General features: G+C 71.6%; 12 protein-coding genes and 1 pseudogene. 8 read left to right on the forward strand and 5 right to left on the reverse strand.

The features are described 5' to 3' along the window. Positions 1 to 173 precede the first annotated feature (173 nt). Positions 174 to 1100, reverse strand: coding sequence for a 3-methyl-2-oxobutanoate hydroxymethyltransferase (gene panB / locus K9S39_RS31625; protein ID WP_248866748.1), 927 nt, complete (start codon positions 1098 to 1100; stop codon positions 174 to 176). A 245-nt stretch (positions 1101 to 1345) separates the two neighbouring features. On the opposite strand from panB, the gene K9S39_RS31630 reads away from it, so the two are divergent. From K9S39_RS31630 to K9S39_RS31645, 4 genes are all read left to right on the forward strand, one after another. Further along, positions 1346 to 2992 (forward strand): MFS transporter, encoded by a 1647-nt coding sequence (locus K9S39_RS31630; RefSeq protein ID WP_248866749.1) that lies wholly within the window; start codon positions 1346 to 1348, stop codon positions 2990 to 2992. Next, on the forward strand, positions 2989 to 3669 hold the full coding sequence (locus K9S39_RS31635) for a TetR/AcrR family transcriptional regulator (protein WP_248866750.1): 681 nt from the start codon (positions 2989 to 2991) through the stop codon (positions 3667 to 3669). The genes K9S39_RS31630 and K9S39_RS31635 overlap by 4 nt, the downstream gene beginning before the upstream one ends. 390 nt (positions 3670 to 4059) lie before the next feature. After that, entirely contained in the window at positions 4060 to 4980 is a 921-nt protein-coding gene (locus K9S39_RS31640) for an endonuclease/exonuclease/phosphatase family protein (protein ID WP_406708177.1), read from the forward strand. A 225-nt stretch (positions 4981 to 5205) separates the two neighbouring features. Beyond that, on the forward strand, positions 5206 to 6414 hold the full coding sequence (locus K9S39_RS31645) for an MFS transporter (RefSeq protein ID WP_248866752.1): 1209 nt from the start codon (positions 5206 to 5208) through the stop codon (positions 6412 to 6414). A 464-nt stretch (positions 6415 to 6878) separates the two neighbouring features. Here K9S39_RS31645 and K9S39_RS31650 read toward each other — a convergent pair whose 3' ends face one another. The 3 genes from K9S39_RS31650 to K9S39_RS31660 all read right to left on the reverse strand — a co-directional run bounded on the left by K9S39_RS31650 (position 6879) and on the right by K9S39_RS31660 (position 11265). Further along, entirely contained in the window at positions 6879 to 8630 is a 1752-nt protein-coding gene (locus K9S39_RS31650; protein ID WP_248866753.1) for an NAD+ synthase, read from the reverse strand. A gap of 179 nt (positions 8631 to 8809) precedes the next feature. Continuing rightward, positions 8810 to 10606 carry a multicopper oxidase family protein gene (locus K9S39_RS31655; RefSeq protein ID WP_248866754.1) on the reverse strand — a complete coding sequence of 599 codons (1797 nt, stop codon included), beginning with the start codon at positions 10604 to 10606 and terminating at the stop codon, positions 8810 to 8812. An 89-nt stretch (positions 10607 to 10695) separates the two neighbouring features. Continuing rightward, a complete protein-coding gene (locus K9S39_RS31660; protein ID WP_248866755.1) occupies positions 10696 to 11265 on the reverse strand; it encodes a hypothetical protein in 570 nt (189 codons plus the stop codon). A 218-nt stretch (positions 11266 to 11483) separates the two neighbouring features. Here K9S39_RS31660 and K9S39_RS31665 point away from each other — a divergent pair. The 4 genes and pseudogenes from K9S39_RS31665 to K9S39_RS31680 all read left to right on the forward strand — a co-directional run. Further along, a pseudogene (locus tag K9S39_RS31665) lies at positions 11484 to 12164 on the forward strand (DUF998 domain-containing protein); the annotation flags it as partial. A 182-nt stretch (positions 12165 to 12346) separates the two neighbouring features. Further along, positions 12347 to 13258: an alpha/beta fold hydrolase gene (locus K9S39_RS31670; protein ID WP_248866756.1), complete on the forward strand. Its 912-nt coding sequence runs from the start codon at positions 12347 to 12349 to the stop codon at positions 13256 to 13258. Between the two features lie 286 nt (positions 13259 to 13544). Then, entirely contained in the window at positions 13545 to 14906 is a 1362-nt protein-coding gene (locus K9S39_RS31675; RefSeq protein WP_248866757.1) for a glutamine synthetase family protein, read from the forward strand. A 23-nt stretch (positions 14907 to 14929) separates the two neighbouring features. Continuing rightward, entirely contained in the window at positions 14930 to 17953 is a 3024-nt protein-coding gene (locus tag K9S39_RS31680; RefSeq protein WP_248866758.1) for a bifunctional [glutamine synthetase] adenylyltransferase/[glutamine synthetase]-adenylyl-L-tyrosine phosphorylase, read from the forward strand. 393 nt (positions 17954 to 18346) lie between these two features. Here the strand turns inward: K9S39_RS31680 and K9S39_RS31685 are convergent, their stop codons facing one another. Continuing rightward, positions 18347 to 19177, reverse strand: coding sequence for a phosphatase PAP2 family protein (locus K9S39_RS31685; RefSeq protein ID WP_248866759.1), 831 nt, complete (start codon positions 19175 to 19177; stop codon positions 18347 to 18349). Positions 19178 to 19199 lie beyond the last annotated feature (22 nt).

Here is a 19199-nt window from a genome sequence, read left to right on the forward strand (position 1 = left end):
CGGTGCCAGCCGCCACTGACAACGCACCGACAGATCACCGACAGCCAGCTCGGAGCGCCGACAGCCAGCTCGGAGCGCCGACAGCAGGACGGACGCCGTCGGCGGCCGCGACCGGCCGCCGACGGCGTCCACCGCGACTCCCGGAGGAACGCGACTCCTGGTGGAAGGTGTGTCTAGTGGAAGGTGTGTTCCTCGGCCGGGAACGTCCCGCCGACCACATCCTCCGCGAACGCCTTCGCCGCGCCGCCCAGCAGCTCCCGCATCTCCAGATACCGCTTGACGAACTTCGGCACCCGGCCGGACGTCATCCCGGCCATATCCGTCCACACCAGCACCTGTGCGTCGCAGTCCAGGCCCGCGCCGATGCCCACGGTCGGAATGTGCAGCGAACGGGTCACCTCGGCGGCCAGCTCGGCCGGCACCGCCTCCAGGACGACGGCGAACGCACCCGCGTCCTGGACCGCCTTGGCGTCCCGGAGCAGCTGCTGCGCCGCCTCCTCACCGCGGCCCTGGACGGGGTAGCCGCCGAAGGCGTTGACCGACTGCGGGGTCAGCCCGACATGCGCCATCACCGGGATCCCGGACGAGACCAGCAGCTCCACCTGGTGCGCGGAGCGCTCGCCGCCCTCCAGCTTGACGGCGCCCACCCCGGCCTCCTTGACCAGCCGGGTGGCGTTGCGCAGCGCCTGGACCGGGCCCTCCTGGTACGAGCCGAAGGGCAGGTCGCCGACGACGAGGACGCGCCTGGTGCCGCGGACGACCGCGGCGGACAGCAGGGTGGTCTCGTCCATCGTGACCGGCACGGTGGACTCGTACCCGAGGTGGCAGTTGCCCATCGAGTCGCCGACGAGCAGTACCGGGATACCGGCCTCGTCGAAGACGGAGGCGGTCATCGCGTCGTAGGCGGTGAGCATCGGCCACTTCTCGCCGCGCTGCTTGGCCGCGGCGATGTCGCGGACCGTGATACGGCGGGAACTCGTGCCCCCGTACAGCGACTTGTCGCCGGCGGCGGGCTTCTGGGGCGGCTTGGGGGTGTCCTGCGGAGCGGCGGGCGGCGGGGATCCCGCGACCGGCATTCGGGCAGGCGAAGGCTGCGTCATGGTGACGGCTCCTGTTCATCATCTCGAGGCGCCCTGACGGCGTCCCCGGACTCCCGTCCATGCTGGCATGCCAGGTGCGACGAGGGAAAGGGGCGGTCGTCAGGGCCCGAGGGCCGCCGGTCCGGGGGCCGCCCTCCCGGCGTCATCGATGACGATCGATACGGAAGATCGATACGGGTCGGTTTTGTGCCGATGAGAGATCGATACGGAACAGGTTCGTATCGAAAATGTCGTACAGTGCTCCCATGGCCTCCGTATCGGACACACAGAGCTCCCCGGGCTCCCCGGACCCACCGGACATACCCGCCGCCCGCCAGGTCCCCGACCGCATCCACCGCCGTCGCTGGGCGATCCTGTCCGTCCTCATGCTCAGCCTGCTGATCGTGGTGCTGGACAACTCCATCCTCAACGTCGCGATGAAGACCATCGCGACCCCGGCCCCCACCGGCCTCGGCGCCACCCAGAGCGAGCTGGAGTGGGCGGTCAACGCCTACACCCTCGTCTTCGCCGGGATGCTGTTCACCTCGGGTCTGCTCGGCGACCGGCTGGGCCGCAAGCGGGTGCTCCTCTTCGGCATGGTGGTCTTCGGCATCGGCTCGGTCCTCGCCGCGACGGCCGGATCGCCCACCGAACTGATCGTCTTCCGCGCGGTGATGGGCCTGGGCGGCGCCTTCGTCATGCCCGCCACCCTCGCGATCCTGATGAACGTCTTCGAGCGCGACGAGCAGCCCAAGGCGATCGGCATCTGGGCCGGCGGCGTGGGTCTGGCCATCGCGATCGGCCCGGTCGCCGGCGGTCTGCTGCTCGACCACTACTGGTGGGGCTCGGTCTTCCTCGTCAACGTACCGATCGTGCTGGTCGCGCTGGCCGCGATGCTGCTGCTGGTCCCCGACTCCAAGGACCCCCGCCCCGGCCGGCTCGACCCGGTGGGCGTGCTGCTGTCCGTCGTCGGCCTCGTCCTCCTCGTCTACGGGATCATCAAGGGCGGCCAGCTCGCCGACTTCACCGACCCGGAGGTGGTCGGCACGGTCCTCGGCGGCCTCGCCGTCCTCGCCGGCTTCGTCGTGCACCAGAAGCGCAGCGACCACCCGTCCATCGACATGGGCCACTTCCGCAAGCCCGCCTTCTCGGCCGCCGTCGCCGCCATCGCGCTGGTCTTCTTCGCGCTGATGGGCGTCACGTTCTTCATCGTCTTCTACGTGCAGAGCGTGCGGGGCTACACCCCGCTGCAGGCCGGACTGCTGATCCTGCCGCTGGCCGCCGCCCAGATGATCTTCGCGCCGCGGGCCCGGCATGTCGTGGACCGCTTCGGCGCCCGCGCGGTCTGCACCGCCGGCATGCTGGCGGTCGCCGCCACCATGGCGGGGATGCTGCTCCTGGACACCGACAGCCCCATGTGGATCATGGAGGTGCTGTTCTTCCTCCAGGGCGTCGGCATGGCGCACATCATGCCGCCGGTCACCGTCTCGCTGATGCAGGCGATGCCGCGCGAGAAGGCCGGCTCCGGCTCCGCCGTCAACAACACCTTCCGGCAGGTCGGCGGCACCCTCGGCGTCGCCGTCCTCGGCTCGCTGCTGTCCACCGCCTACCGCGACCGCATCCAGGCCAAGATAGACGCGCTGCCCGGCATCCCCGAAGCCGCACGGCACGCGGCCGGCGAATCCATCGAGGCCACCCTCGGCCTCGCCCGCCACCTCGGCCCGGCCGGCCGGCCGCTGGCCGACGACGCCGAGGCCGCCTTCGTCCACGCCATGCACGTCACCGCCCTCGGCTCGGCCGGCGTCGCGCTGCTCGGCGCCGTGGTCGTCGCGGCCTTCCTGCCGGGCAGAACGGCAGCGGCCCCGCCCGCCGCGGAGCCCCGGGAAGAGGAGAAAGCGGGCATACAGGGATGAGCCGGGCCGTAGGCGGTACGGAGACGGCGGCAGCCGGCACACCACCGGAACGTCCGGTCCGGCCGCGTCGGGCAGTCCCCGAGCGCCGCGGCAGACCGCGCAGCGCCGCCGCCGACACCGCCATCATCGAGGCCGTGCTGCGCATGATCGAGGACGGTGCCTCCATCGGCGAACTGTCGATGGAACGCATCGCCCGCGAGGCGGGCGTCGGCAAGGCCACCGTCTACCGCCGCTGGCCCGGCAAGAGCGCGCTGATGCTCGACGTCATGCGCTCCCTGGACGAGCCGGGCCCGCAGCTCAACGGCGCCTCGCTCCGCGACGACCTGGTCTCCCTGCTGGAATTCCTCCGTCGGCGCGGCCTGGCCAAGCGCAACTCCGCGCTGCTGCGCACCGTCGTCAGCCATGTCCAGGCACAGCCGGAGCTGTGGGCGGAGTACCACGAGACGGTCGTGCAGGCCCGCCACGAGGCGCTGCTCGACGTGCTCCGGCGCGGGATGGCCAACGGCGAGATCCGCGCCGACCAGGACGTCGAGACCATTTCCGACCTCTTCGTCGGCCCGATGCTGGCCCGCGCCGTCCTCCACGAGTGGAAGGAACTCCCCGAGGGCCTGGCGGAGGACATCGTCGACATGGTCCTGGAAGGCGTACGCCCCAAGGAGCGGCCGGAGCCCGGCTGAGCGGCCACGCCGGACGCGGGGCCACCGCCGGGGGCTGCGCGGGGCGACGACTGAGGGTGGACGTCCACGCCCGACGCGGGGACACCGCCCGACGCCCCGGGGCCGCCGACCGATCCCCGCCCCATGACCGAACCATGCCCGTTCTGTCACAGTGGCGTTCACCTGCCCTGTGCCGGAACCCCGGCCCACCCACACCCCGTCCTCATTTCTAAGAAAGCGCGTTACACACCATCGCCTAGGGTCAGCAACCACAGGCGAGGCGCACCAGGGCAAGGCAGTGAGGACAGCGGGATGGCGCAGGCATTCATGACGGAGCCGGGACAGGGCGAGACCCCTGAGCGGACCGGTTCCCGAGCCGGCCGCCTGCTGAACTGGTGGCGCCCCGAAGGGATGTGGCGGCGCGGCATCGTCCTCGCGGTGCTCGCCGTCCTGCTCGGGCTGCTGATGTTCCTGCACGCCCGCGTCCCCAACGCGGTGGGAAACCTGGGCAGTCTGCTGGAGACCTTCCTGCCGTGGCTGGGCCTCGCCGTCCCCGTACTGCTGCTCGTCGCGGTACTCCGCCGCTCGGCGACGGCGCTGGTCGCGCTGCTGCTGCCGGCCGCCGTCTGGATCCACCTCTTCGGCGGCCAGGTCACCGACAAGGCCAGCTCCGGCGGCAATCTCACCGTCGCCACCCACAACGTCGACGCGGACAACCCCGACCCGGTGGGCACCGCCCGGAAGATCATGGCCTCCGGCGCCGATGTGGTGGCGCTGGAAGAACTGGCCGGCACCGCCCTGCCGACGTACAAGAAGGAGCTGGCGAAGACCTACCCGTACAGCACCGTACAGGGCACCGTCGGCCTGTGGAGCAAGCGCCCGCTGTCCGACACCGCGCCGGTGTCCATCAAGATCGGCTGGAAGCGGGCGCTGCGCGCCACCGTCACCACCGCGGACGGCCAGAAGGTCGGTGTCTACGTCGCGCATCTCCCGTCGGTACGGGTCAAGCTCGCGGCGGGCTTCACCGCCAACCAGCGCGACGGCAGCGCCGAGGCGCTGGGCGAGGCGATCGCCGCCGACCCGCTGAAGAAGGTCATCCTGCTCGGCGACCTCAACGGCACCATGAACGACCGCGCGCTGGCCCCGGTCACCTCACAGCTGCGGTCCGCCCAGGGCGCGGCGGGCGACGGCTTCGGCTTCAGCTGGCCGGCGGCGTTCCCGATGGCCCGGATCGACCACATCATGACCAAGGGCATGGACCCGGTCGCGTCCTGGGCGCTGCCCCCGACCGGCAGCGACCATCTGCCGATGGCGGCGCGGGTGAAGCTCTGACGTCGGCCGGATCCGGCGGGTCGTCCGGGCCCGCCGGGCCGGGACGACCCGTGGGCCGTCGGCGATGTGGTGCATCTGACGCGGGTTTTTCACGCTCCGTTCTCCCATCGGAATTGCGCGCCTGAGAGACTTTGTTCCGTAACCGAACTTAATGTCTCTCCCTCCTGCCCGCGTGCACCGCCCGCACCCGCACGCAGCCCCATCCCCGAAAGGTCTCGGTCCTCCATGCCCTCGGCTCTGCTCGCGCTCGCGATCTCGGCCTTCGGAATCGGCACCACCGAATTCGTGATGATGGGCCTGCTGCCCAACGTCGCGGACGATCTGGGCACCTCGGTACCCACCGCCGGCTACCTCGTCTCCGCCTACGCCCTCGGCGTCGTCATCGGCGCCCCCCTCCTGACGGCCCTCGGGTCCCGCATCCCGCGCAAACGGATGCTGGTCCTCCTCATGGCCGTCTTCACGGTCGGCAACCTCGCTTCCGCACTGGCCCCCGGCTTCGGCCTGCTGATCGTCGGCCGGCTGCTGGCCGGACTCCCGCACGGCGCGTTCTTCGGCGTCGGCGCGGTGGTCGCCGCCCGGCTGGTGCGCGAGGGCCGCCAGGCCCGCGCCGTCGCCACCATGTTCCTCGGCCTGACCATCGCCAACATCGTCGGCGTCCCCGCCGCCACCCTCCTCGGACAGCACCTCGGCTGGCGCGCCACCTTCCTCGTCGTGACCGCCATCGGCCTCGCCGCGATGGCCTCCCTGGCCCGGCTGATCCCGCCGCTGTCGGCCGAGGAACGCACCGGCCTGGCCCGCGAACTGCGCGCCCTCGGTGACCGTCAGGTCCTGCTCGGCCTGCTCACCACCGTCTTCGGCTTCGCCGGCGTGTTCGCCGTCTACAGCTACCTCGCCTCGATGATGACCAAGGTCACCGGCTTCACGGAGGGCTCGGTCCCGCTGGTCCTGGCCCTCTTCGGCATCGGCATGACCCTCGGCGCCCTGGCCGCCGGCCCCCTCACGGACCGCGCCCTGCGCCCCACGCTCTACAGTTCGCTGGCCGCCCTCGCCCTCGTCCTGGCCGCCTTCCACTTCACCGCACAGGTGAAGTGGGCCGCCCTGGTCACCGTCGTCCTCATCGGCGCGATCGGCTTCCTGACCACCACGCCCCTCCAGATGCTGGTCATGAACAAGGCCCAGCAGGCCCCCACCCTGGCCGCCGCCTCCAACCAGTCCGCCTTCAACCTCGCCAACGCGGGCGGCGCCTGGGTCGGCGGCCTCGCCCTTTCGGCAGGCTGGGGCTGGACGTCCCCGACCCTGGTCGGCGCGGCCCTGGCAGCGGTCGGCCTGGCCGTCGCGGCGCTGGCCGGGCTACTGGACCGGGGCGCCCACGACACATCCCGCATCGTGGCGCGCAGCGCGGAAACCGCCGTGCCGGCGGAACGGTCCCAATGACGCCCCCGCTGCGCCTTGCCTGAGCCGACATCCTCGCCCCGCCGTGGCTCCCCCACTGCCTGAAGGGCGTGGGGAGGTACCCCCCACGCTGCGGGCTGGTCGCCGCTGCGCGGGGCTGTTCGGCAGCGGTGCCGGTCCTCCCGAAGGGGGTGGGGAAAAGACCGGTAAGGGTACACGTAGTCCGTCGTATGCCCCTCGTGGACGCGGACACAGGCACCCGACAGACGACATGTGCCCCCACCGGCCTCTTTCCCCCACCGCCGGGAGGATGGGGGTACCTCCCATGCCCTTCAGGCTATGGGGGAGGACCGTAGGACGGAGTCCGGAGGTCCGTCACCGCACCCGAAAAACCCACGCCCGCCGCGTGGGGGTACCTCCCACGCCGTTCAGGCAGTGGGGGAGCAACGGCGAAACACCCTCACGGCGGGGCAGCCGACAACGTGGGGCGCAGGCCAAGCGCAGCGTCACCCCTCGCGCCAGTGATTGGTAATCGGCAACCGCCGGTCCTTCCCAAAACCCTTGGCGGAGATCTTGGTGCCCGGTGGGTACTGGCGGCGCTTGTACTCGGCGTGGTCGACCATCCGCACCACCCGTGTGACCAGTTCCTCGTCGAAGCCCTGCGCCACGATCTGCTCGCGGCCGCGGTCGCGGTCGACGTACAGCTCCAGGATGCGGTCGAGGATCTCGTAGTCCGGCAGCGAATCCGTGTCCACCTGGCCGGGGCGCAGTTCGGCGCTCGGCGGTTTGGTGATGCAGTGTTCCGGGATCGGCGGGGTCTGGCCGCGGTCGGCGGCGGCCTGGTTGCGCCAGCGGGCGAGCTGGAAGATGACGGTCTTGTAGACGTCCTTGACGGGGCCGTACGCACCGACCGAGTCGCCGTAGAGCGTCGAATAGCCGCACGCCAGCTCGGACTTGTTGCCGGGGGCGAGGACCAGGTGGCCTTCCTGGTTGGAGATGCCCATCAACGTCGTGCCGCGCAGCCGTGACTGGAGGTTCTCCTCGGCGAGGCCGGTCAGGGAGAGGGACCCCATGTACGCGTCGAACATCTGGCCGATCGGCACCGTACGGAAGTTGAGCCCGGTACGGCGGGCGAGCTCGGCGGCGTCGGTGAGGGAATGCTCGGAGGAATAGCGGGAGGGCATCGCCACCGCGTGGACATGCGACGCGCCCAGCGCGTCGCAGGCGATGGCGGCGACGAGGGCGGAGTCGATCCCGCCGGAGAGTCCGATGACCACGCTGCGGAAGCCGTTCTTGGCGACGTACGCCCGCAGACCGACGACGAGCGCGGTGTAGATCTCCTCCAAGTCGTCCAGGCGTTCCGCCTCGCCACCCAGGGTCTCGGGGGGGTAGGGCGGCAGCGGGTCGGGGGAGAGCACCACATGATCGATGCGCAGCCCGTCGTCCACGACGCCCGACAAAGGCTCCGGCGCCGCGTCCGGCAGTTCCAGATCGACCAGGACACACCCTTCGGCGAACTGCGGCGCCCGCGCGATCACCCCGCCGTCCTTGTCGACCACGATCGAGTCACCGTCGAAGACCAGCTCGTCCTGGCCGCCGATCATCGCCAGATAGGCGGTGGTGCAGCCGGCCTCCTGGGCCCGCTTGCGCACCAGATCCAGCCGGGTGTCGTCCTTGTCCCGCTCGTACGGGGAGGCGTTGACGGACAGCAGCAGCCCGGCCCCGGCCGTACGGGCCGCGGGCACCCGGCCGCCGTCCTGCCACAGGTCCTCGCAGATGGCGAGCGCGACATCGACGCCGTGCACCCGCACGACGGGCAGCGTGTCGCCGGGCACGAAGTAGCGGAACTCGTCGAACACGCCGTAATTGGGCAGGTGGTGCTTGGCGAAGGCGAGCGCGACCTCGCCGCGGTGCAGCACCGCGGCGGCGTTCTGCGGGGCACCGGCGGGCCGCCCGTAACGCGGCCCGTCCTGCTCGCCGCGGTCCAGATAGCCGACGACCACCGGGAGTTCGCCCAGGCCCTCCGCGGCCAGCCGGCCGGCCAGTGTCCGCAGTGCGACCCGGCTGGCCTCCACGAACGACGGACGCAGCGCCAGATCCTCGACGGGGTAGCCGGTCAGCGCCATCTCCGGGAACGCGACGAGGTGCGCGCCCTGGTCGGCGGCGTGCCGGGTCCAGCGCACGATCGTCTCGGCGTTCCCGGCGAGATCGCCGACGCAGGAGTCGATCTGATTCAGGGCGAGACGAAGTTGAGGCACCCCGCCAGTGTAATCGTCTTTCTGACGCAATGGGCGGGGTGCCGGTAACTCCTGTGCCAGGTGCTGGTTCTGCGCCTGGTGGTACGGGAGTGCTGGGGCTGGTGGTACGGGTGCGCTCGGTGTGTGTTTGCGCGCTTGGAGTGTCCTTGCGCGCTCGGTGTGTGCCCGGTGCTCCGGTACTACTTCTGCCGGTAGCCGAGGACCGTCATCATCCCGGACTCCGAGTGGTAGACGTTATGGCAGTGCAGCATCCACAGGCCCGGGTTGTCGGCGTCGAAATCGACGTCGAGGGAACGGCCGGGCAGCACGATCGCGGTGTCCTTACGGGGACCACCACCCGGCAGCCCGAAGGTGTGCCCGTGCAGATGCATCGGGTGCCACATGTCGGTGCGGTTCCGGAAGGAGAGCCGGACCCGCTCGCCCGCCCGGACCGCGTAGCGCTGCGACGCCTTGTACGGCTTCTTGTTGATGGCCCAGTCGTACGCCGCCATGGAGCCGGTGAGGTCGAGCTTGATGATGCGGTCGGGGCGGCGCGACGTGGTCCGTACGGACTCGGCGGCCTTCAGCCGGTCCGCGGTCAGCAGCCGCCCGTCCAGCTCCTTGGGGCGGGCGGACGGGCCGGGCGCCGCCCCGCCGCCGGTACGCAGCACGGCCAGCCCGGAGCGCTTCTTGCCCTCGGCGAGCGCGGTGAGCGGAAAGGCGCCGTCCTTCGCGGTGACCAGCACGTCGTAGCGCTCGCCCATGCCCAGCAGCAGCGCCTCGGTCCTGGCGTGCTCGACGGGGAAGCCGTCGGTGTGCGTCACGGTCATGGTGTGGCCACCGAGCGCGACGCGGTAGGCGGTGTCACCGCCCGCGTTGATGAACCGGATCCGGATCCGCTCGCCGGGCTTGGCCCGGAACGTCTGCGGGTCCTTGGCGGTACGGCCGTTGACCAGGTGGTACGGGTGATTCACATCGCCCGCGTCACCGCCCAGCAGTTTGCTGGTGGCGCCCATCAGCATCCGCGACGGTCCCCCGGTCCCCGAGCGGCCTTCCTGGCCCGTGCCGCCCATGCCCGCGTCGCCACCGTCGGCGTGGCTCATGCCGCCCTTGTCCCCGTGGTCCATGCCGCCGTGGTGGGAACCGCCCTGGTGCTCCATCCCGCCGTGCCCGGAGCCGCCGCCCATGCCCTTGCGCAGCTCGGCGAGGACCGTGTCCGGGGTGCTGCCGTCCACCCCGTCGAGCCAGTCGTCCAGCACGACCACCCACTCCTTGTCGTACGACAGCGGCTCCTTCGGGTCCTCGACGATCAGCGGCGCGTACAGCCCGCGATCCTGCTGCACGCCCGAGTGCGGATGGAGCCAGTACGTGCCGGGGCGGGGGACCGCGAACCGGTAGGTGAAGGAGGCGCCCGCCTTGATCGCGCGCTGGGTCAGGCCGGGGACGCCGTCCATGTCATTGCGCAGCGCCAGCCCGTGCCAGTGCAGGGACGTGGACTGTGGGAGGTGGTTGGCGAGGGTCAGTGCGAGCGTCTCGCCCGCCGTGACCCGGACCTCCCTGCCGGGCAGATCGTCGCCGTACGCCCAGGACTTGACGCTCCGGTCGCCCAGCTCCAGCCGGGCCGGGGTGGCGGTGAGCGAGACCTTCCGTACGGGGCCCGCGCCGCGTTTCTTCTCGGCCGCGGTGACTTCGGGGCCGTCGGGCGAGACATAGCCGGCCGGCGCGGTACCCGGTCCGGAGTGGTCCATGCCGTGCTTGCCGTCCGTGCCGCCGTGGGAGCCGGAGTCCCCGGTGGAACAGCCGGCCAGGAGGCCGCCGCCGACGACGGCGATCCCCGCGCCGAGCAGGGCGCGGCGGGAGTGGGCGGCGTGCGTGATGTGGGTGGCGTGCGTGATGTGGGTGGCGTTCGTGGCGCGAGCGGAGTGCGTCGCGTCTGCGGACTCCGTGGGCTGCACGGACTCCGTGGGCTGTGCGGGCTGCATCGGCTGTGTACGCATGGTGGAGAGCGCCTCGTGGGTGTCGATGGTGATGTGGGTGAGAGCGCGGAGCCGCGGACGCGGGCAGGCGTCGGTGGCCGGGGGCGCTCCTACACGCGCAGCACCGACAACCGGGCGAGGGTTTCGCGGCGGGGCGGTGACGGTATCGGCCGCGGACCGCGCAGCAGAAGGACGCGCAGGGCGGCCGGCAGACCGGCCTCGCCGTGTCCGAGCAGCACTCCGGCGCCGAGCAGCACCAGCAGGGCCGGCACCCAGAAGGAGAGCGCGGCCCGGCAGACCGTGCCGAGGTCCATGGCGCCGCCGTCGGTGTCGGTTGCGGAGTGATCGGGGGAGTGGTGCATGGAGTGGCCCGTGGGGCGCGCCTCCGTGGGGTGCGCGGTCGCGGCGTGCCCCGCCAGGGGGGGTACGGCCATCGGGTGCGCACCCGATGCCCGCACATTCGTGGCGTGCGCACCCGTGGCGTGCGCGTCCATCGCATGCGGACCGGTAGCGTGCGCGCGGGCCACCGTCGCCGAGAGCGTGGCGTGCCCGCCGTGCCCGCCCGTCGGATGCCCGAACGTATGCATCGTGACGATCCCGGCGATCAGCGCGGCGAACAGCAGCAGCCGACCGCACCAAGCGGCGGCCTTCCCCTGCTCGCGCCTCTGCTGCTCGCGCATCGCGGACCTCTCGACGGAACGTGGGGCCCAGCTGACGGACCCTTCGCAAACCCTTCGCAGCCTACCCCCGAGGGGTATCGGTTCCCGCATCGGCTCACCGCTCGCCACCGTTTGCGCCGGTATCAGCGCATTGCCGTCGTCCGCCCGCCTATCCTTGGCCCCCGCGCCACCGGCTCACCGGCGTCCGTGCCACCGGCCGGGCCCACCCGACCACCAGGATGTCCGTGACCCCGACCCGTACCGTCCGCTCCCGCCACGGGGCGGCCGCCGCCGTACCGCTGCTGCTCGGTGCCACCGCGTACACCGCATGGGTCCTGGAGGTGGTGATCTCCACCGGCCTCAACCCCGTGCAGGCGTACGTCAGTGAGCTCGCCGCCGCCGACCAGCCGCTCGGCGGGCTCTTCCGGGCCACCGACCTGGTCGCCGGCCTGCTGGTGCTGACCGGGGCGGTGACCGCGCTGCTCACACTGGAGCGCAGGCCCTGGGCGACGGCCGGCTGGGCCGCGCTCGCGCTCTTCGGCGCCGCCACCGCCGTCGACTCCCGGCTGCCGCTGAGCTGCGCGCCGACCAGCGACCCGGCCTGCGCCGCACGTGAGACCGCGGGCCTGGTACCGGCCACCCACACCGCGCACGCCATCAGCAGTTCCCTCGCCATGACCGGCGCGCTCGCCGCCCTGGTCCTGCTGACCTTCGCCGCCCGCCGCTACGACTGGTGGCCGTCGCTCGGCCGCTTCGGCCCGCCCCTGGTACTGGCCGAACTCGCCGCCACCTTCTGGACGCTGGCATCGGTCGCGGCCTTCACGACGGGCAAGGGCACCTGGGCCCTCGGCGTCGGCCAGCGCCTCCAGGTCCTGTTGGTCGCCGTCTACGTAGCGCTGCTCGCCCGCTGCCTGGCCCGCGGACCGGAACCCCGCGAGCCGAAGCCGGTCGGATCCGAGCCGCTCGGGCCGAGGTCGGCCGGACCCGAGCCCCACCAGCCGGAGTCCCGCAATCGGGAGACCCGCACACCCGAGCTCCGTGAGCCGGAGTCCCCCCAACGGGAACCCCGGAGTCCGGAGCCCCCCAAACCGGAGGCGCACCCATGAACAGACCCCCCACGCGCCTCCGCAACCCCACTCCTACCCTCACACCCACCCACCTCCGTCTCCCCACGCCCATCCCCGGCCGGATCCTCCGCATCGACGGCATACCGCTGCACGTCCTGACCGAGGGCGCCGGCCCGGTGTGTGTCCTCAGTGGTGGCCTCGGCATGGCCTGGTTCGACTGGGACGCGGTCGCCGCGCTGTTGGCCCCGCACCGTACGGTGGTCCGCTTCGACCGGCCCGGCCTCGGCCTGAGCGCCCCGGCGCCCGCGGCGCCCACCCTCGCCGCCGAGGCGCACCGGATCGCCCGCCTCCTGGACGCGGTCGGCCATCCGGGCCCGGCCACCGTCGTCGGCCACTCGCTCGCCGGCTTCCACGCCGAGGCGTTCGCCCGGCTGCACCCGGACCGCTGCGCCGGGCTCGTGCTCGTCGACGGCAGCGTCGAGGCGGACCCGCGGCCGCGGCTCCCGCGCCCGGTCCGTACCGCCTGGGCGAACGGCGTGGCCACCGCCCTCTCCGCCGCCGGCATCCCGCGCGCCCTCGGCCCCACCGCACGCCGTCTGATCGACCGCGCCTCGACCGTCGGCAGCCATCCGCCGCACCCCTGGGTGCGCGCCGGGTACCGCACCTCCCGGGTGCTGCGCGCCTGCGTCCTGGAGAACGCGACCTACCCCTACCAGGCCGCCGAACTCGCCGCCCTGCGGCCCGGCCACCCGATGCCCGCGGTACCGGTGACCGTCCTGGCGGCGTACGACGGCAGCGAGGCGGCGCGCGAACTGCGCTGGCTGGAGCGGCAACGGGCATTCGCCGCGGAGCTGGGCGGCGGGTTCGCGGTCGCCGCACCGGCCGGTCACCTGGTGATGGCCGACGCCCCCGAGGCAGTGGCACGCGCCGTGCTCACACAGGTGTGACCCGTACTGGCACAGCTGTGACCCGTACTGGCACCAGCGCGCGACGAAATGCAGAAAGGATGCGGTGAGAGGTGGAGAGACGCAGAGAGCGATGAGCTCCCCGCCCATTACATACTGTGAAGTATGTCGTGGCCGGTGGAGTCGCGCCGGAGGACACGGCCCGCCGGTTCTGATTCAGGCCAAGGGTGCGTAATGTGACGGTAACCCCCTCACGTGATACTGGTGTGCCACGCACGTACTTCGACGGGCGTGGACAGGCCGATTGACCTGCAAGGATTGGTGACCCATGGACAAGCAGCAGGAGTTTGTGCTCCGGACGCTGGAAGAGCGCGACATTCGCTTCGTCCGGCTGTGGTTCACCGACGTACTCGGGTTCCTCAAGTCCGTCGCCGTCGCACCCGCCGAGCTGGAGCAGGCATTCGACGAGGGCATCGGCTTCGACGGCTCCGCCATCGAGGGATTCGCCCGCGTATATGAGTCCGACATGATCGCCAAGCCGGACCCCGGAACCTTCCAGATCCTGCCCTGGCGCGCCGAGGCCCCCGGCACCGCCCGGATGTTCTGCGACATCCTCATGCCGGACGGCTCACCCTCGTACGCCGACCCGCGCTACGTCCTCAAGCGCATGCTGGCCAAGACCTCCGACCTCGGGTTCACCTTCTACACCCACCCGGAGATCGAGTTCTACCTGCTCAAGGACAAGCCCGTGGACGGCGCGCGGCCCACCCCCGCCGACTCCTCCGGCTACTTCGACCACACCCCGCAGAACGTCGGCATGGACTTCCGCCGCCAGGCGATCACCATGCTGGAGTCGATGGGCATCTCGGTGGAGTTCAGCCACCACGAGGGCGCGCCCGGCCAGCAGGAGATCGATCTGCGCTACGCCGACGCGCTCTCCACCGCCGACAACATCATGACGTTCCGGCTGGTGATGAAGCAGGTCGCGCTGGAACAGGGCGTGCACGCCTCGTTCATGCCGAAGCCGTTCTCCGAGTTCCCCGGCTCCGGCATGCACACCCACCTCTCCCTCTTCGAAGGCGACCGCAACGCCTTCCACGAATCGGGTGCCGAATACCAACTGTCCAAGGTGGGACGGTCGTTCATCGCCGGACTGCTGCGGCACGCCGGGGAGATCTCCGCCGTCACCAACCAGTGGGTCAACTCCTACAAGCGCATCTGGGGCGGCGCCAACCGCACCGCGGGCGCCGGCGGCGAGGCCCCCTCGTACATCTGCTGGGGACACAACAACCGCTCCGCGCTGATCCGCGTCCCGATGTACAAGCCCGGCAAGGTGGGCTCCGCGCGGGTGGAGGTCCGGTCGCTCGACTCCGGCGCCAACCCGTACCTGTCGTACGCCGTGCTGCTCGCGGCCGGCCTCAAGGGCGTCGAGGAAGGCTACGAACTGCCGGCCGGCGCCGATGACGACGTGTGGGCGCTGTCCGACTCCGAGCGCCGGGCGATGGGCATCGCGCCGCTGCCGCAGAACCTCGGCGAGGCCATCGAGCTGATGGAGCGCAGCGAACTGGTCGCCGAGACCCTCGGCGAGCATGTTTTCGACTTCTTCCTCCGGAATAAGAAGCAGGAGTGGGAGGAGTACCGCTCCGAGGTCACCGCCTTCGAACTGCGCAAGATGCTGCCCGTGCTCTGAGCCTTCCGGGAGGCCGCACCGCCATGGCACCACCCGCTCCGCAGGGACGGCGGAGCAGCGCCTTCACCCGTCTGCTGAGGCACGGTTTCACCGGCCCCTCAGCGGCCGGGCGGCTGCTCGACGCCCCCGAATTCGCCTCCGTACGCGGTGACTCGGTGCTCCTCGAAGCGCTGGGCGCCACCGCGGACCCCGATCTCGCGCTGCTCGGCCTGTCCCGCCTCGTCGAGGCCCTGGAACCGGACGAACAGCAGGTCCTGCTCAGCACCATCGTCACCGCGAAACCGCTGCGCGACCGGCTGCTGGGCGTGCTGAGCGCCTCCGAGGCGCTCGGCGACCACCTCGCCCGGCATCCGCGCGACTGGCATTCCCTGGTCACCTACGAGTCGGCCGATCTGCACCCCACCACCCCCGAGTTCGAGCAGGCGCTCGCGGAGGGCATCTGGGGCGAACGGGGCGCCGGCCGCTCCCGCGCCGACGCGCTGCGCGCCGCCTACCGGCGGTGCCTGCTGGGCATCGCGGCCCGCGATGTGTGCGGCACGACCGATGTCGCCGAGGCCGCGGCGGAGCTGGCGGACCTGGCCACCGCCACCGTGCGGGCCGCCCTGCAGATCTCCTACGAGGAACAGGCGGGTGACGCGGCCGTCTGCCGGCTGGCCGTCCTCGCCATGGGCAAGTGCGGCGGCCGTGAGCTGAACTACGTCTCCGACGTGGACGTCATCTTCGTCGCGGAGGCCAAGGACGGCGTGGACGAGGCCAAGGCCCTGCAGTCCGCCGCCCGGCTCGCCGCCCGTATGATGCGGCTCTGCTCCGACGTCACCGCCGAGGGCACCATCTGGCCGGTGGACGCCAACCTGCGCCCCGAAGGCCGCAACGGCCCCCTCGTACGCACCCTGCCCAGCCACCTCGCCTACTACCAACGCTGGGCCAAGACCTGGGAGTTCCAGGCGCTGCTCAAGGCCCGCCCGATGGCCGGCGACCTCGAACTGGGGCAGGAGTACGTCGACGCGCTGGCACAGATGGTGTGGCACGCCGCCGAACGTGAGAACTTCGTCGCCGACGTCCGGCAGATGCGCCGCCGCGTCGTCGCGAACATCCCCGCGGCGCAGGTCGACCGGGAACTCAAGCTCGGCCCCGGCGGACTGCGCGATGTCGAATTCGCCGTCCAGCTCCTGCAGTTGGTGCACGGCCGCAGCGACGCCACGCTCCGCAGCCCCACCACCCTGGAGGCCCTGGGCGCCCTCGCCGCCGGCGGGTACGTAGGCCGCCAGGACGCCGCCGCGCTGGACGCCGCCTACCGCTTCCTGCGCACCCTGGAGCACCGCATCCAGCTGCACCGGATGCGCCGCACCCATCTGATGCCCGAGGAAGAGGCCGATCTACGGCGCCTGGGCCGCTCGATGGGTCTGCGCACCGAGCCGGTCGACAGCCTCCGCAAGGAATGGAAGTGGCACGCCCGCGAGGTGCGCCGCCTGCACGAGAAGCTCTTCTACCGGCCGCTGCTGGACGCCGTCGCGCATCTGGAGACCGGCGAGACCCGCCTCTCCGCCAAGGCGGCCCGCCACCGCCTGGAAGCCCTCGGCTACGCCGACCCCGTGGCCGCGCTGCGCCACCTGGAGGCGCTGGCATCCGGGGTGACCCGTAAGGCGGCGATCCAGCGGACCCTGCTGCCGGTACTCCTCGCCTGGTTCGCGGACTCCGCCGACCCGGACGCCGGACTCCTCAACTTCCGCAAGGTTTCCGACGCCCTCGGCAAGACGCCCTGGTACCTGCGGCTGCTGCGCGACGAGGGCGCGGCCGCCGAGAACCTCGCCCGGGTGCTGTCCGCCGGGCGGTTCGCCCCCGATCTGCTGCTGCGCGCCCCCGAAGCGGTCGCGCTGCTCGGCGCGCCCGACGGGCTGCGGCCGCGCGGCCGGGCCGCGCTGGAGCAGGAGGTGCTGGCCGCGGTCGGCCGCGCGGACGGCGCCGAGGCGGCGGTCGCGGTGGCCCGCGGGGTGCGTCGCCGCGAACTGTTCCGCACCGCCGCCGCCGACCTCATCGGCGCGTACGGCACGGAGGGCATCCCGGCCGAGGTGGACCACGGCCATGCCATCGACGCCGTTGGCGACGCGGTCTCCGACCTCAACGCCGCGACCCTCGCCGGCGCCCTGCGCGCCGCCGTCCGCGAGCAGTGGGGCGACACCCTGCCCACCCGCTTCACGGTGATCGGCATGGGCCGGTTCGGCGGCCACGAGCTGAGCTACGGCTCCGACGCCGATGTCCTCTTCGTCCACGAACCACGCGAGGGCGCCGACGAACAGGAGGCCGCCGAGGCCGCCCAGGCCGTCGCCAACGAGATGCGCCGGCTGCTCGAACTCCCCTCCGCCGACCCGCCGTTGCCCATCGACGCGGACCTGCGCCCCGAGGGCCGCTCCGGCCCCCTGGTGCGCACCCTCGCCTCCTACGCCGCTTACTACCGCCGCTGGTCGCTGGTCTGGGAGGCGCAGGCCCTGCTGCGCGCCGAACCGGTCGCCGGGGACGCCGAGTTGGGTCGGCGTTTCATCGAGCTGATCGACCCGCTGCGCTATCCGGCCGAGGGTCTCGGAGAGGACGCGGTCCGCGAGATCCGCCGGCTCAAGGCCCGTATGGAGTCCGAACGGCTGCCCCGCGGCGCCGACCCGACCACCCACACCAAGCTCGGACGCGGCGGCCTGAGCGACGTCGAGTGGACCGTCCAGCTGCTCCAGATGCGGCACGGCTGGGAGCTCCCGGGGCTGCGCACCACGCGCACCCGCGAGGCACTGGCCGCCGCGCACGCGGCCGGGCTGCTGGACACCGAACATGCCCAGATCCTGGACGAGGCATGGGTGCTGGCGGCGCGGGTGCGCAACGCGGTGATGCTGGTCCGCGGCCGCCCCGGCGACACCTTCCCGGTCGACGGCCGACAACTGGCCGCGGTCGGCCGCTACCTCGGCTACGAGGAGGGCCACGTCGGGGAGATGCTGGACGACTATCGGAGGGTCACGCGGAGGGCGCGGGGGGTTGTGGAAGAGGTCTTCTACGCAGCGTGACGCTGCGCTGTGCCTGCGCCCCACGTTGTCGGCTGTCCCGCCGTGAGGGGTTCGCCTGCGGCGGGCGTGGGGTTTTCGGGTGCGGTGACGGGCCTCCGGACTCCGTCCTGCGGCCCTCCCCCATAGCCTGAAGGGCATGGGAGGTACCCCCATCCTCCCGACGGTGGGTGGAAAAAGGCCGGTGGGGCACAGGTCGTCTGTCATGTGTCTGTGATCGCGACCCACGGTGCACATGACCGGCTACGCGTACCCCCACCTCTTCCCCACCCCTTCGGGAGGTGCCGGTCCGCAGGACGGAGTCCGGAGGTCCGGCGCCGCTGCCGAACAGCCCCACGCAGCGGCAACAGCTCACCGCAGGTGCAACGGCGGGACAGTCAAGGATGTCGGCTCAGGTCAAGCGCAGCGTCGCCCCAAGCGGTGAGGCATGTTCCCGTACCACACAACAGCAACCCCGAACCCGAAGCTCAGGCACAGGGCCCCGCCGATCGCGTCCAGCCAGAAGTGGTTGGCGGTGCAGACGATGACGAGCAGGGTCAGGGCGGGGTAGAGCAGGCCGAGGACCCTGGCCCACAGCGGGCGGGCCAGCATGGCGATGGTGATGCCGCACCACAGGGACCAGCCGATGTGCATCGACGGCATCGCGGCGTACTGGTTGGACATCGACGCGAGGTTGCCGGATGCTATCGAGCCCCAGGTCTCGTGTTTGATGAGGGTGTCGACGAAGCCGCCGTCGGGCATCAGCCGCGGCGGCGCCAACGGGTAGAAGTAGTAGCCGAGCAGGGCGATGCCGGTGGTCGCGAAGAGGGCCAGCCGGGCCGCGGCGTAGCGCCCCGGGTGCCAGCGGTAGAGCCAGACCAGCACTCCGACCGTCACGATGAAGTGCAGCGTCGCGTAGTAGTAGTTCATCGAGACGATGAGCCACGTCACGGAATCCACCGCGTGGTTGACCGTGTTTTCCACGGCGATGCCGAGTGCCTGCTCCGCCCGCCAGACCCAGTCGGCGTTCCTGAGGGCCTGTGCCTTCTGTTCGGGTACCGCGTTGCGGATGAGGGAGTACGTCCAGTAACTGACCGCGATCAGCAGGACCTCGAACCAGAGACGGGGCGTACGCGGCGTCCGCAGCCGGGCCATCCGGCCACTGACTGGCGGGAGGTCCGGGGCGGCCCCGCTGGGTTGCAGGGTGGCCGGACGGCCGTCCAATGTCCTCATAGTCGCGTCGCCCATAGGGAGACAGTTTGCCAGAAAC

This window comes from Streptomyces halobius, from assembly GCF_023277745.1.
Classification (GTDB): Bacteria; Actinomycetota; Actinomycetes; order Streptomycetales; family Streptomycetaceae; genus Streptomyces; species Streptomyces halobius.